General features: G+C 42.9%; 12 protein-coding genes. All 12 read left to right on the forward strand.

Translation table 11 applies throughout. The features are described 5' to 3' along the window. Positions 1 to 10: 10 nt before the first annotated feature. The 12 genes from J3P40_RS04150 to J3P40_RS04205 all read left to right on the forward strand — a co-directional run bounded on the left by J3P40_RS04150 (position 11) and on the right by J3P40_RS04205 (position 15,364). On the forward strand, positions 11 to 865 hold the full coding sequence (locus J3P40_RS04150) for a glycosyltransferase family 2 protein (RefSeq protein WP_256003227.1): 855 nt from the start codon (positions 11 to 13) through the stop codon (positions 863 to 865). Further along, positions 862 to 1,986 (forward strand): non-hydrolyzing UDP-N-acetylglucosamine 2-epimerase, encoded by a 1,125-nt coding sequence (gene wecB / locus J3P40_RS04155; protein ID WP_256003229.1) that lies wholly within the window; start codon positions 862 to 864, stop codon positions 1,984 to 1,986. The genes J3P40_RS04150 and wecB overlap by 4 nt, the downstream gene beginning before the upstream one ends. Beyond that, the gene (locus J3P40_RS04160; protein ID WP_256003232.1) at positions 1,967 to 2,974 is read left to right on the forward strand and encodes a glycosyltransferase family protein; all 1,008 of its coding nucleotides are present in this window, start codon (positions 1,967 to 1,969) and stop codon (positions 2,972 to 2,974) included. Before wecB ends, J3P40_RS04160 begins: the two co-directional genes overlap by 20 nt. A 4-nt stretch (positions 2,975 to 2,978) precedes the next feature. After that, positions 2,979 to 4,028 (forward strand): glycosyltransferase family 4 protein, encoded by a 1,050-nt coding sequence (locus J3P40_RS04165; RefSeq protein ID WP_256003233.1) that lies wholly within the window; start codon positions 2,979 to 2,981, stop codon positions 4,026 to 4,028. A gap of 72 nt (positions 4,029 to 4,100) precedes the next feature. Beyond that, positions 4,101 to 5,276, forward strand: coding sequence for an MraY family glycosyltransferase (locus J3P40_RS04170; RefSeq protein ID WP_256003234.1), 1,176 nt, complete (start codon positions 4,101 to 4,103; stop codon positions 5,274 to 5,276). 30 nt (positions 5,277 to 5,306) lie between these two features. Then, positions 5,307 to 6,929, forward strand: coding sequence for a hypothetical protein (locus J3P40_RS04175; protein ID WP_256003235.1), 1,623 nt, complete (start codon positions 5,307 to 5,309; stop codon positions 6,927 to 6,929). Between the two features lie 62 nt (positions 6,930 to 6,991). Beyond that, entirely contained in the window at positions 6,992 to 8,665 is a 1,674-nt protein-coding gene (locus J3P40_RS04180; RefSeq protein WP_256003236.1) for a capsule assembly Wzi family protein, read from the forward strand. Between the two features lie 130 nt (positions 8,666 to 8,795). Further along, entirely contained in the window at positions 8,796 to 9,569 is a 774-nt protein-coding gene (locus J3P40_RS04185) for a polysaccharide biosynthesis/export family protein (protein WP_256003239.1), read from the forward strand. Between the two features lie 9 nt (positions 9,570 to 9,578). After that, positions 9,579 to 11,960, forward strand: a complete 2,382-nt coding sequence (locus J3P40_RS04190) for a GumC family protein (RefSeq protein ID WP_256003241.1) — start codon at positions 9,579 to 9,581, stop codon at positions 11,958 to 11,960. Positions 11,961 to 11,962: 2 nt separating this feature from the next. Then, the gene (locus tag J3P40_RS04195; protein WP_256003242.1) at positions 11,963 to 13,264 is read left to right on the forward strand and encodes a nucleotide sugar dehydrogenase; all 1,302 of its coding nucleotides are present in this window, start codon (positions 11,963 to 11,965) and stop codon (positions 13,262 to 13,264) included. A 3-nt stretch (positions 13,265 to 13,267) separates the two neighbouring features. Next, entirely contained in the window at positions 13,268 to 14,272 is a 1,005-nt protein-coding gene (locus tag J3P40_RS04200) for an SDR family oxidoreductase (protein WP_256003243.1), read from the forward strand. Positions 14,273 to 14,311: 39 nt separating this feature from the next. Beyond that, entirely contained in the window at positions 14,312 to 15,364 is a 1,053-nt protein-coding gene (locus J3P40_RS04205; RefSeq protein WP_256003244.1) for an NAD-dependent epimerase, read from the forward strand. Positions 15,365 to 15,366 lie beyond the last annotated feature (2 nt).

Consider the following 15,366-nt stretch of genomic DNA (forward strand, 5'->3'; position numbering starts at 1 on the left):
TTTGTCCAGTATGGACGTATCCGTTATCATTGTTAACTACAATACCACCGAACTTACCGGGCAAAGCGTAGCTTCCGTATATGCTAACACCAGGGAGAATACGTTCGAGGTCATTGTGGTTGATAACGCCTCAACAGACGATTCCATAATGGCGCTGGCATTACAATTCCCACACCTCCGGCTTATCCGGAATTCTGAAAATAAGGGCTTCGGCCGAGCAAATAACGTTGGTATAGCGGCATCAACAGGCAAATATGTGTTCTTACTGAATTCAGATGCCTACCTGGTGAGCGATGCAATATCAGCTTTTTATCAATTTATGGAGTCAGCCGCAAACGCAAATATTGCATGTTGCGGTGGCGCACTGGTTAGCCAGGACGGCAGCCAGCAGATATCCTACGGAAATTTTCCTTCTCTTGCGGAAGCCATCTCGTCTCTGGGCTTAAAATACCTTTATCCATCCTATTTTACCAAAAACTTAAGCAGCGGGCAGAAAGTATCTTTTGCAAGACTTTTCACTGTCGATTATGTATCCGGAGCCGATATGTTTGTTAGGAGGTCGGCACTTGAAAAGTGTGGTCTTTTTGATGAGGATTTTTTTCTTTACTTTGAGGAGACGGAATTATCTTTCAGGTTCCGCCGGCATGGGTACAGGTGTGCGATTCTTCCTGAGGTACAGATCGTTCATATTGGAGGCGCTTCTGGTCCTGCCGACTCCAGGCGGATAAACAGGGTGTATAAGGCAAGTCGCAATATATATTTCAAAAAGTGTCATGGGATTAGTGCCGTCTATATTTCGCGCATCCTGTACGCTATCCATGACAGCTTATACTATATTTACAGCAAAGTAAAGAAGCGCAGATGAAAAAGGTCCTGATTGTATTTGGTACGAGACCTGAGGCCATTAAGATGGCGCCAGTTGTCCACGCATTTAGAGCCCGGTCAGATCGTTTCGATACCCGGGTGTGTGTCACCGGCCAACATCGGGAAATACTGGACCAGGTTCTTAGTTTTTTTGATATTCATCCCGACTATGACCTGAACATAATGAAGCCTGGTCAGGATCTCAACCAGCTTACGGCTGCGGTGATCCTTGCCATGGCACCTGTACTGGACGAATTCCAGCCAGATCTCCTGTTTGTTCATGGCGATACTACTACCTCAGCAATTTGTGCGCTTGCCGGGTATTATGCCGGCGTAAAAGTGTGCCATGTTGAGGCTGGGTTACGCACCCGCGATATTTATTCGCCATTTCCAGAAGAACTCAACAGGCAACTCACCGCTCGTATTGCTTCTCTGCATTTTGCGCCAACTGTACATGCAAAGGCGAATCTGGTTGCTGAAGGGATTAACGCTGAGCAAGTTTTCATTACGGGAAATACGATTATAGATGCGCTAAATTATGCAACGGGCAAAGTAGATACAGTGGAGACCCCCGAGCTTCAGCAACTGAAGTCATACCTCGGTAATAAGGCCCCCCTCATTCTGGTTACCTGCCATCGCAGAGAAAATTTTGGCGCCGGTCTGGAGTCGATCTGTTCCGCTTTAAAGCGTATTGCAGAAAGCCACGACATCCAATTAATCTATCCCGTACATCCAAATCCGAATATCAGTTCCGTTGTTCGGGCAAAGCTCGACGCAACCAGAAACATCCATTTAATCAAGCCATTAAGCTATCCGGCATTTATATGGCTCATGAAAAACTGCAAATTTATCATTACCGACAGCGGCGGCATACAGGAAGAAGGCAATGCGCTCGGCAAGCAGGTTTTGCTGTTAAGATCTAATACAGAGCGCCCGGAGGTACTCGGTGCAGGGGGTGTTCAACTGGTTGGGACTGATAGTGAAGCCATTGTCAGCAGCGCGGAGGTATTGCTCAATAATCCCATGAGAAATTCACTTCATCATTTTCCGTACGGCAATGGACATGCCGCTGCGGATATTCTTTCTATAACCATTCAGGAATATGTTCAAGCTGTACCTTAAGCGGAGATCTGTCAATCCTGCCACAGCACATTATATCGCGCTGATCGAGAATGCAATTTCCATCGCTGGTTTTACCTCGGAGCGAACAAGTGTTTTGCGAAATATTGGTAAGAAGGATGTCATCGTTACCGTAGAAGCTAAAGAGTGCTTTTTCGCCGGTCTCCGATATCCCAAGAACAGGAAAGTCAACTGGTTTCAAGGTATCACCCCAGAGGAGGCCTTCGTCGTTTACCGCAACCCGCTCAGGAAATGGCTCTGGCGGGTGTTCGAATACTTTACATTAAGGACTGCAGACTTAAATCTTTTTGTGTCTAAATCTATGTTGCAGCATTACCGTAACGTGTATGGTTACGATAAAGCTAATTATTTTATCATGCCCTGCTACAATCAGAGAATTCAACGAGAATCATTTTTTACCACAGCAAAATATCATCAACCCAGATTTATCTATATCGGGACCCTAAGCGCATGGCAACAGATCGATCTGGTACTGTCCACCTTCGCAATTTTGGAAAAACAGAATGATCGGGCGACGCTTTGTATCCTGAGCGCTGAAAAGACACTCGCCCGCGAAAAAGTAAAGCGCTATGGACTGAAAAATGTCGAGATAGACGAGGTACCTTTAGAGCGCCTTCCGGCCTATCTTGCCAAAGCTAAGTACGGCTTTCTCCTGCGTGATGACCATCCGATAAACCGCGTTGCTACACCAACGAAAATGAATTCGTATCTCGCACACGGCGTCATTCCTGTTTACTCGGACGTAATTGATGACTTCAAAATCAATTTGAAGATATCTCCCTTTGCCCTGCCTGTAGAGGCAGACGCTACCGCTGAGCAGATCGCAGAACAAATACATAATTTTGAAGTTCAGAAGGTAATTGCTGAGGAAGTCTTCGACCGGTACAATGAGGCCTTTACCGCGTATTATCAAGATGAAAACTATACCGCCAGACTCGCGGCAACCTTAAAACATTCCGTTGCCATCTGATCTCATGAAGATTGCCTTTATCATACCATCGCTCGCCAACAAGGGGCCTGTAATTATGGTCAGGGAGCTTTCCGATTATCTTTTTAAGGCAGGCCATCATTGCCTGGTATATTACTTTGACGAAATCCGCGAACTGACATTTCAATGCCCTGTACATAGGATTCATTTTTTCAGTCCGATCAAATTCAATGATTTCGACATTATACATTCCCATTTACTGAGGCCGGATCTATATTGTCTCTGGCATCGAAAGAAGATCAGAAACCCGAGATTGATCTCAACCCTTCACACCGCCATTTACCACGATGTGGCGTTCACGCATGGTAACTTAAAAAGCTGGCTCGCCGTTAAACTTTGGGAGCTTGCGCTTCGACGTATGGACCATGTTGTGATTTTGAGTTCTGCGGCCAGGGATTACTATACCCATGTAGGTTTTTCAAACGTTTCGATCATTCCCAACGGTCGTGATCTACCTGCCGAACCGCCACCTGCCGACCCCTTAGATGTCGAACTACTGCGCATGCTGAAAAGCCGCTACCTGCTGCTGGGGGCTGTTTCCATTTTAGACAGGCGTAAGGGGTTAGATCAACTAATCGACCTTTTGGCCAGCAATCCAGATTACGCCTGTGTCGTCGTGGGTGAAGGCCCTTTCCATGACCGGCTGAACGAAATGATTTCAGCACATCAGCTTTCCGACCGCTTTGTCCTGCTGGGCGGTCGCCCGGAAGGTTATAGGTATCTGCCACATTTCGACATTCTAATTCTGCCGTCCAGATCTGAAGGCCTTCCCCTTGCACTTCTTGAGGGTATGGCACTCAAGGTACCACTTGTTCTCTCTGATATTCCTGAATTCAGAGCTATCTTAAATAGCCGACAGGCGGCTTTCTTTGAACTTGACAATACATTGAGTCTGGATTCGGCCTGCAAAAGCGCCGCAGAAAGAGGATCGGAGACTTCGGAAAATTCTTTTGAACTTTATCAAAAACGATTTGTTGTAAAGATGATGGCAGAAGCATACATCAGTTTATATTTCCGTTTAAATAACGGTGGTTAATCAGTTCCAGTAACTTTTTTGTAGTTTTGGCGCCATTCTTGCTTACCAAGCAATATGACTAAATAATTTTACATGCTCTTTATTCTAATCTTCCTTACAAGCCTGCTGGTCGTGGCATTCGCCATCCCACCTGTTATCACCGTTGCATTTCGTAAAAGACTGTTTGATAGCCCTTCCGAACTTCGCAAAGTTCATAAGAGAATCGTCCCTAACTTTGGCGGCATTGCGATCTTTACGGGCTTCCTGTTCTCATCAGCGTTCTTTATCCCGACCTCTCTGTTACCGGAAGCTAATTTACTAATGGCTGCAGGTCTTATCCTTTTTATGACCGGACTCAAAGATGATGTCGTAGGGCTAAGCCCAACGATCAAATTTGCGGCTCAGTTCGCCAACGCTTTTATCATTGCTGTAGTTGCTAATCTCAGGATTGAAAACCTGCATGGGCTGTTTAATCTTTATGAGCTAAATTATTATGCGAGTGTTACCTTAACTGTTTTGTTCATTGTAGGAGTTGTTAACGCTTATAATCTTATTGATGGCATAGATGGGTTGGCTGCTTCGCTCGGAGTAATGTTCAGTCTCCTCTTTGCATACTTTTTTTACAGAAGCGGCGAACTTGGCTGGGCTTATTTATCCATATCCCTAACCGGTGCTCTAATTGGATTTCTTTTTTTCAACGTTACACCTGCCCGTATATTTATGGGTGACAGTGGCTCGTTAATGATTGGATTTCTCGCTGCGGTATTAAGCCTGAAGCTTTTGAATACGCTGGAAGGCCAAGCTGTATTTGCTGGTACAGTACGGATCACCTCCGATATTGCCCTTGTTCTGGCTATGTTGATTGTTCCTATATTTGATACTCTACGAGTGTTCACGTTGAGGATACTTAAAAATTCGTCGCCATTTACCGCCGATAGTAATCATTTGCATCATCGTTTATTATTTCTTGGCTTAAGCCACATGCAATCAACGCTGATTTTAGTAGTGCTAAATACTTTGTTCATTATTGTGGCAATCGCCCTTCAAGATCTAGGAAATACCCAACTTACCAGTCTTATCGTACTTTGCATTTTGTCAGTCAATGGGCTTTTATCACTTTATATTGAGCGATACAAGCGTAACATAGCAATGCGCGAGTTGAAGATCAGTAATGCAGCCGGTAATACATCAAAGCAATTTGTTAGTGGTCGGGCTTTACAAACTAAACCGTTTACCGGAGAGATTCTAGAGAAGATATCGGAAAACTAAGATGCCGCTGGCAGCTATGCTTTAAAAGAAATGGCAAGACAACTATGGTGTGCAGAATTTAGGATAACGTTATGTCTACTATTTGTTACAGTAACCTTTCAGGCAAAATCCCAATCACAACTTTTACCAACCAGTCGCGATCTAAATCTTAAACTTGGCAGACAGATTTATTTCGATAGCTCTTCCGTGGTTCACCCGGCGTTAGGCCCTTTGTTTAGTGATGAAGTGGCTAACGATAGCGCGACTCGTGACAGTCTCCTTGTAGGACTGAACCCGAAAAGCCAAGAGTGGCAAAAAAAAAATTGGATTTATCGGAAACTCTTTCTTGAGCATCTCATTGAAGTTAACGACTCGGGTTATACTTTTTATCTTGACTTCCTTCCAGATTTGCAGATTGGACGCGGGGGCTCCGAAAATCTGTGGCTTAATACAAGAGGATTAGAACTTGGTGGTAGGATCGGCAAGGGATTCGCTTTCACCTCCTATTTCTTTGAAAATCAAGCGCGCTTTCCAAGATATTACACTAATTATGCTACCGAGAATCGTGTCATCCCTGGGCAGGGTAGAGCCAGATCCTTTGGTAAATACGGCTTTGATTACGCTTACTCAGGCGGCACATTGTCTTATACACCATCCAGATATGTTAATTTCCAGCTTGGATACGACAAAAATTTCATCGGTGACGGGTACAGATCTTTGTTGTTGTCTGACAATGCTTTTAATTATCCGTTCTTAAAGGTTACTGTTACCCTTGGGAAAGTCCGATACATGGCTATGTATGCGCAGCTTATCGATTTTTATGAGCATTTTGATCTCGAGCGGTACAATCAGGATAACCCTTACCCAAAGAAAAATGCGCTTTTTCATTATTTAAGCTGGAATGTTAGTCGCCGCCTAAGCATTGGTTTGTTTGAAAACGTCATGTGGCAACCCAGGGGGTTCGATTTTAGTTATGTCAATCCGCTTGTATTCGCCCGGCCCGTTGAGTTCGCAAACGGCTCTCCTGATAAGGTTCTGGCCGGTGTAAATGCAAGCTATAAAATAGCCGACCGGTATGTCGTTTACGGTCAGTTCATGCTGAACGAATTTAGGGGTAAAGATTTCTTTTCCGGGAAAGGCCATTGGGCCACCAAGCATGGAGAACAACTTGGCATTAAGGGATTTGATATTTTTAAATTAGAGCGACTTAATGCGCAAGTCGAATTCAATACGGTACGCCCTTATTCCTACTCCTCTAAAGAGCATTTTACCAATTACGGGCACTATAATCAGCCCTTGGCACATCCGTTTGGCGCCAATTTCAGAGAGTTTTTAGCTATTGCTACATACAGATATCGACGCGTTGACTTTAGAGTGCAAGCTACCTCGGCAATGTATGGTCTGGATCAGGGAGGCCTGAATTTTGGGAAAGACATTTATAAAAGTTATGATACAAGAGTAAGTGAAGACGGGATTTTTACCGGAAACGGACTAAGAACGAACCTGTATTATGCGGATGCGAGACTTGCATATATACTAAACCCAAAAAATAATCTTAGGCTGGAATTGGGTTTCACCTGGCGTCGAGAAAAAAATGTAGAGACAAGTATCCAGGAGAGTTTCTTTAATATCGGTTTGAGGTCTTCGTTTCGTAGCCTATACACAGATTTTTGACCTGTTAGGTGCGAGAGTTTTCTTTAAAAGTGATTTAAGCGTACAAAGTAAATTATACTTCAATGAAGCGAAAGATATTATCAATAGCCCTGATTGCACTGTTTAACCTCAATTTTGGAATAGCCCAGACTTTGCCCGTTGGTACACTGTTACAAGTTGAAGACGCCTTTCGCCGGCAGCAATTGTTGGGTAATGACTCAAGTAACAGTTCTTTTATGATCCGGCCGATCTTCCTTTCAGAAGCAAATAGTCTGAATATCTATGACGGGGATGGGAGGGGGAACCCAGCAGACTGGAGCAAGACGCTACTAGAAGGTCAAGCGTCTGGAATAAAGCTGCTTCCCGTTGTTTGGCAACAGCAATTTACAACACATCATCCCTATGGAACGAACGACGGGATGATGATACCAGCAAAAGGTTATCAAACACTTTTTAGTGCAGGGGTTTTCGCACATTGGGGGCCGCTGAGTATTCAATTGCGCCCGGAAGTTGTATATGCTCAGAATAGTGATTATACTAAACTATCCGAATCAGATCCGACCAGTAATATCTTTAGTGCATACGCGTCCTATATGGGTTCTATCGATATGCCCGAACGTTTTGGAAATGGCGGTGTGACGAAGCTCGGGCTTGGTCAGAGCAGCATTAGGCTAACATTTGATCCGGTATCTATTGGATTGTCTAACGAAAACCTTTGGTGGGGGCCAGGGAATCGCGCATCGTTACTAATGAGTAATAACGCACCCGGATTTAAACATATCACCCTTAACACCAAACGGCCTGTAAATACCCCGGTCGGATCTTTCGAGGCACAGCTGGTCGCAGGTAGACTGGAAAACTCCAATTTGAAAGTGCCAACACTTATCTTACCAGAAAAAAATAGTGATTGGCGTTACTTTTCTGGATTTGTGTTTTCCTATCAACCGAAATGGGTTCCAGGTCTGTTTTTGGGATTTGACAGAACATATGTAACGTATCACAAGGAATTAGGCGGCTTCTTTGATTATCTGCCCATCTTTTCTGCAGTTTCGAAAAGCAATTACTTAGACGATGAAACTGGAATCGATGAAGAAAGTCAGGTCCGAGACCAACGGTTGTCCTTGTTTGGTAGGTGGGTGATGCCGGAATCGAACGCAGAGGTATATTTTCAGTTTGCAAAAAATGATCATAATTATAATCTGCGTGACGCCTTGGTGGAGCCGGAGCATCAACGAGCCTACATTGCCGGTTATAGGAAGCTTGTTCCATTAGTTAGAAGCAGCGATTTTATACAATTCGGTATCGAGTTTGTTCAGCTAGAGGGTTCTGGAAACAAGAATATAAGATCTTCCGGTTATTTCTATAATCATGGACAGATTTTGCATGGTTACACAAACAACGGGCAGGTGATTGGCGCAGGGATCGGCTCGGGAAGCAATTTACAGTCTCTCGACATCAGTTGGGTGCGGGGTCTTAAAAAGATAGGTCTTCAGTTTGAACGGATTGTAAATAATAACGATTTGTTTTACAGGGCATTTACGGAGGAGAAGAATTATCGCAGGCATTGGGTTGATTTTAGTTTAACAGGTAAGTTGGATTGGGACTTTAAACATTTAGTTCTTTCGTCGCAGTTATGTTACGTTCGTTCTTTAAATTATCAGTACCGATTTCTGGAGTCGCCTGACTTCTTTTGGGATTGGCCAAAACAGGATGCGAACAACTTTCAAGTGCAATTAGGACTCTTCTACAGGTGGTAGCGGGGCTTGGCACCATTGTTGATGTTGCGGCTCGGGACTGCCTAAATAAACTCCCGATAATTACCCTGAATAAATTCCAGTGTCTGCCATAAATGCTATCTTTACAAAATCATTAATTTCGTTCGAGCCTATGAAATATATTTTTTACGTGCTTTTGGTTGTCTGTCTGAGTAGTTGTGGCGTCAAGTATAAAACAATTCCATATTTTTCCGATCTTCCGGCTGACAGCTTGGTCAGCGAACAAATTCAGAACAATGTTGTATTAAGGGTTAAAAAGAATGATATATTGGCTATTAACGTAAGTAGCCTCAATCCTGAAGCATCCGCAATTTTTAATTTGGGTACAACAACATCAAACCAAGGTGCAAATTCCGGCAACACGAACTCGATTGCCTCGCAAAATGGTTTTCTGGTTGACAGTCATGGAGCAATTCAACTGCCGCTGGTAGGGGATGTTGATGTGTCCGGGAAAACCACCGCAGAGATAAGATCAATAATTGAAGAAAAACTGAATGACTATCTCAAAGAGCCGGTTGTAAGCGTCAGATTAGTTAATTTCCATATTTCTGTATTGGGAGATGTGGCTCGGCCTGGAGTTTATCCGATAAATTCAGAACAGATTAACTTGTCGGAAGCGTTAAGTATGGCAGGGGACCTTAACATAACGGCTATAAGAAATAACGTGCTTTTAATCAGAGAGCAGGATGGTGAACGAAAATACATTCGTTTGAATCTCCAAAGTAGGGAATTGTTTAATTCTCCCTATTATTATCTAAATAATAACGACGTTATATATATTCAACCTAGTAGCTCGAAATATGCTAGCGTCGATTCTAATTATAGGAATCTGAGTATTCTGTTGTCGGCATTATCTGTGATTGCAGTGATTATAAGCCGATTTTAATTAAATTTTATGAGTTTAGAGTCAACTTCACTTAAAGCTTCTGGAAGCTTAGAGGATCCGAATTTGAATTTTCGGGAAATAATAGCAAGGTATCTTTATCACTGGCCCGTCTTTGTAATCGGTATTATCCTTTCAGTCCTGTCAGCATACCTTTATCTGCGATATACTAAGCCAGTTTATCAAATATCTAGTACATTATTGATTAAAGACGAAAAGAAGGGCGGGCCTTCGGACGACATATTGAACCAATTGGATCTTTTCGGATCTTCGAAAGTCGTCGAAAACGAAGTTGAAATTTTACAATCGAAAACCTTAATGGCGGCCGTTGTTAAGAGATTAAATCTGAGTGTAGATATTCATGCTGAAGGACGTGTTCTAAGTACTGATCTTTACAAGAATAGACCTGTGAACTTCCAGCCCTTCGCAATGAACCCGAAGTATTTTGGGAAGGAGTGGAAGCTTACTTTCCCGGAGATGGAAAAGTATCAGTTGGAAAATGTGGAGGACGGGCAGAGGATTGTGGGTGCATTGAACCAGTTGCAGAAGAATTTTATTGGGACATATAAGATTGATAAAGCGGCAGGTTTTGTAGGGCAGCATGACCGGATTTTTATGTTAGTCTTCAACGATCCGGTAAAGGTCGTAAATAGCTATTTATCCAAGTTGTCAGTGTCCGTCGCTAGCAAGCAGTCAACAGTGTTGCTGCTCACATTCAACACTACTGTGCCCGAGCGAGGAAAAGATATACTAAACACGCTGGTCAGCGTCTATAACGAAGCTGGATTGGAAGATAAAAATAGGACAACACAGAGTTCTTTAAGTTTTATTGATGAGCGGCTAAAACTAGTGACTGGTGAACTTGTGGAAGTAGAGAAGAATGTTGAGGGTTTCAAAAGCAGCAGAGGATTAACTGATATTAGCAGTGAAGCTGCTTTATATCTTGAAAATGTAAAAGCCAACGATGTACAACTCAATGAAGTTAACCTGAAACTCGGTGTAATTAAAGGTATAAAAAAGTACATCGAATCCGATGGTGCTGGTCAGGAAAAGCTTCCAAGTACACTAGGGATTGATGACCCTGTATTGCTAGGCCAAATCAGTCAGCTTTCCGAACTTCAACTGAAAAAGGTTAATCTTCTGGCAACGACGCAACCAAATAATCCTATTTTCGGACCGATAAACGATCAAATTGCGATCACCAGAGCTACAATCCGTTCGACATTGGAAAACATTGAAGGATCGCTGGAAAACACAAAACGGAGCCTGGACCTAAATAATTCGCAGTATGAAGGCTCAATAAAGAAAATTCCAGGACAGGAAAGAGAATTCTTAAATATTAAACGTCAAGCGACTATCAAAGAATCTTTATATTTATATCTCCTTCAGAAGAAAGAAGAAGCCGCGTTGTCGTATGCATCTTCCGTTGCCGATAGTCGTGTCGTAGACTCCGCCTATTCAACCACTAGTCCAATTAAGCCCAAAAAGCAATTAACATACTTGGTTTGCTTAATTATAGGACTTCTGATTCCGGTTGGTTACATTTATACAAAAGACTTGGTGAATAATAAGGTGTCGTCCATCGCTGATATATCTAAAGCAACCATGGTTCCGGTTTTAGGTGAACTGATGTATGAGGAGGGTTCAGCAAGCATAGTCGTGGAGGCTAATAGTAGGCGAGCCATTGCGGAGCAGTTTCGTTCTATCAGGACGAACCTGCAGTTTATACATGGCAAGAAGAGAGATGGTCGAGGAAATGTTACCTTGCTTACCTCCAGTATGTCTGGGGAGGGAAAGAGTTTTGTGTCAAGTAACATAGCAGCTACGCTGGCGATGAGTGGTCGCAAGACAGTATTGCTTGAGTTGGACTTACGTAAGCCAAAAGTTAGCAAATACCTTGAGTTGGACAATCAAACTGGTTTAAGCAACTATTTAATTGGTAAATCGGATCTGGCTCAGATTCTTCGTGACACTCCGGTAAGTCCAAACCTGAAAGTGATAGGTTCTGGCCCGGTCCCCCCAAATCCATCGGAGCTTTTAATTGGCCAAGAGGTGGAGCGATTGATAGAGGACTTGCGCGGCGATTTTGATGAGATTATAATTGATACGCCTCCTATAGGGTTGGTGACGGATGCTCAAATACTAGCTAGAATGGCCGACGCCACCGTGTATATAGTGAGATATGGTGTAACCTTTAAAGATCAAATTAAAAGACTTGATGATTTGTTTAAGTCCGATAAGTTTCCGAAGCCTAATATCATTTTGAACGGTATAAAGATCGATGGAAATTATGGCTATGGTTATGGCTATGGTTACGGGTATTATTCCGATGACGTTAGCAGTAAGAAAATGACTTTTAAGTCCGTAGTTAGGAATGTTTATAAACGATTTTAACAATGCATAATAAACTATCGAGTAAGAAATTAGCTGTAATTGGATTGGGATATGTCGGACTGCCATTGGCTGCAGCCTTCGGAAAGAAATACCGGGTAATCGGTTTTGATATTAACGTTGCCAGGATAAGCGAGCTTCGTAATGGTCATGACAGTACGCTTGAGTTAGACAATCGCGAGCTTGAAGCTGTAACAAGAGACAACACCGATGGCGTCGGTCTTTATTTCACAAGCAATTTAAGCGACATTGCTGATTGCAACGTTTATATTATCACTGTCCCTACGCCCACTGATAAAAACAACAGGCCTGACTTGACTCCATTATACAAAGCAAGTGAAACTGTTGGGAAGGTAATAAAGCCGGGTGATATTGTTATCTACGAGTCTACTGTTTATCCGGGCGTTACGGAGGATGAATGCATACCTGTAGTTGAACGGGTCAGCGGTTTAACCTACAATGTCGATTTTTATGCTGGCTATTCCCCCGAGAGAATCAATCCTGGTGATAAAGAGCACACCGTTACTAAAATTTTAAAGGTAACCTCAGGCTCTACAGAGCAGGTGTCTGAAATTGTCGATGAGTTATATAAATCGGTTATCGTAGCGGGCACACATAAAGCCAGCTCCATAAAAGTTGCTGAGGCAGCGAAAGTGATCGAAAACTCTCAACGCGACATCAACATCGCTTTTGTGAATGAGTTGAGTAAGATATTTAATCGCTTAGGAATTGATACCCAAGAAGTTCTTGCCGCTGCTGGGACTAAGTGGAACTTCTTAAAGTTTAAGCCTGGACTGGTCGGTGGGCATTGTATCGGCGTCGATCCTTACTACCTTGCCCAAAAAGCGCAGGAACTAGGGTACCATCCAGAAATTATATTAGCTGGCAGAAGGTTAAACGACGAAATGGGAAAATATATCGCCTCAGAAGTTATCAAGTTGATGATTAAGAAGGATATTTCTGTTAAAAATTCTAATATTTTGGTCTTAGGATTTACGTTTAAGGAGAATTGTCCTGATGTTCGGAATACCAAGGTTATTGACATCATTTCTGAGCTGGGAACATATGGTTCCAATATTACAGTTTACGACCCTTGGGCGCGACCGGCTGAGGTGTTGCATGAATATGGTTTGACTACTGTCAATGAGTTCTCTGCTATTGCGGGACAGTCATATGATGCGATAATCTTGGCTGTAGCACACGATATATTTAATGATCTTGATTTACTCAGTGTTAAATGTGACAACTGTGTGGTTTATGATGTTAAGGGTTTTTTTGACACTCGATTAATTGACTCAAGACTATAAGCAATGTACACTCATAAATATCATACTGACGATCTTACCGACAAAACATTTTTGGTCACTGGCGGAGCTGGTTTTATTGGTTCAAATTTAGTGGAATATCTTCTAAAATACGGAGCCAAAACCGTTCGCGTATTAGATAATTTTTCAACTGGTTCATTAAGAAATCTTGATTTTTGTTCGTCAGATCCCAGGTTTGAACTGATTGAGGGCGATATAAGAGATATCTCCGTTTGTCGAAAGGCTTTGGACGGCATCGGATGGGTATCCCACCAAGCTGCGCTCGGCTCTGTCCCGCGGTCTATTGATGACCCCGTCACTTCAAACGACGTAAACGTAGGAGGCTTTCTCAATATGCTAGTTGCTGCTCGAGACGCTCATGTTAATGCGTTTGTGTATGCAGCAAGCTCGAGCACATATGGTGATCACCCCGGGCTTCCTAAGGTAGAAGACAAGATTGGGCGACCGCTTTCACCATATGCGGTTACCAAATATGTAAATGAGTTATACGCCCAGGTTTTTTCGAATGTGTATGGTTTTAATACAATAGGTCTTAGATACTTCAATGTTTTTGGGCCGAAGCAAAACCCCAACGGTCCTTACGCTGCTGTCATTCCTCTTTTTGTTCAATCGGCGCTGAAGGGTGAATCGCCTTTTATCAACGGAGATGGCGAAACCAGCAGAGATTTCACGTTTGTAGAGAATGCTGTCCAGGCGAATGTTAAATCGCTTCTGGCAACGAACGTCAGTCATGAAGTTTTAAACGTCGCTTTCGGTGAAGCTACGACTCTTAATCAATTATGGGGTAAGATTACGGATATTTTAGGAACCTCAATTATTCCTATCTATCGTCAAGAGCGAAAAGGGGACGTAAAGCATAGTCTCGCAAATATCGACCGAGCAAAGGCTGTAATCGGTTATGTGCCAAGGTTTTCGGTGTTAGACGGACTGGAGATTGCATTGAAATGGTACCAAAATCAGCCCGCTGATTCCAAGCCTGATAATCCGTAACTCGTCCCCGCAATAGATCATCTACCTAAAATAGTCTACATGAAAATATTAGTCACTGGTGCCGCTGGATTTATAGGTTTCCATTTAATTGATCTTCTACTAAAACGGGGAGAAGATGTTGTAGGTTTAGATAATATCAATGACTATTATGATGTTAATCTTAAATTTGGTCGGTTAGAAGCTTGCGGCATCCACAAAGGTTCCATCCTTGATGGGCAGCTCTCTCAAAGTACTACCCACTCGAAATATCGGTTCGTAAGAGAAAGTATCGAAAACTTTGATTTTCTCATGGATCTTTTTGGTCGTGAATCTTTTGATGTGGTTGTTAACTTAGCTGCTCAAGCAGGAGTCCGATATTCCCTGCATAATCCGCAAGCCTATGTGTCGTCAAATGTCTTAGGGTTTGTGAACATCCTTGAAGCTTGTCGTAAGTATCCGGTTAAACATTTAGTCTATGCCTCGTCAAGCTCTGTCTATGGGAGCAATACAAATATGCCCTTCAATGTTGAGGATCCCGTAAATCATCCAGTTTCAATTTATGCAGCTACAAAGCGAGCAAACGAACTAATGGCCCATACCTATAGTCATTTGTATAGCATGGCCACAACCGGCTTACGGTTTTTTACCGTATATGGGCCATGGGGCCGACCTGATATGGCCCCCATGTTGTTTGCAGATGCTATTTATAGCGGCAATGTGATCAAGATCTTTAACAATGGTGACATGGAACGGGATTTTACGTATATTGATGATATCGTCGATGGCATAGTTAAAGTAATTGATTCGCCTGCAGTGCCAGATGATAAATGGGATAGCAATCATCCCACGCTTTGTACTTCATATGCTCCTTTCAGGATATATAACATCGGGAACTCCTCTCCGGTAAAGCTGATGGATTTTATTCTGGCCTTAGAGAAGGTCATCGGTAAAAATGCGAACAAGGAATTTTTACCGATGCAACCTGGGGATGTGGTAGCCACTTGGGCAGATATAGAAGATTTAAAATCTCAGACAGGGTACAATCCGCAAACTTCTATCGAGAGCGGGGTAGAAAAATTCATCAGATGGTACGAATCGTTTTATAGAAATTAGTA

The sequence above is a fragment of the Pedobacter deserti genome, assembly GCF_024436415.1.
Lineage (GTDB): Bacteria > Bacteroidota > Bacteroidia > Sphingobacteriales > Sphingobacteriaceae > Pedobacter > Pedobacter faecalis.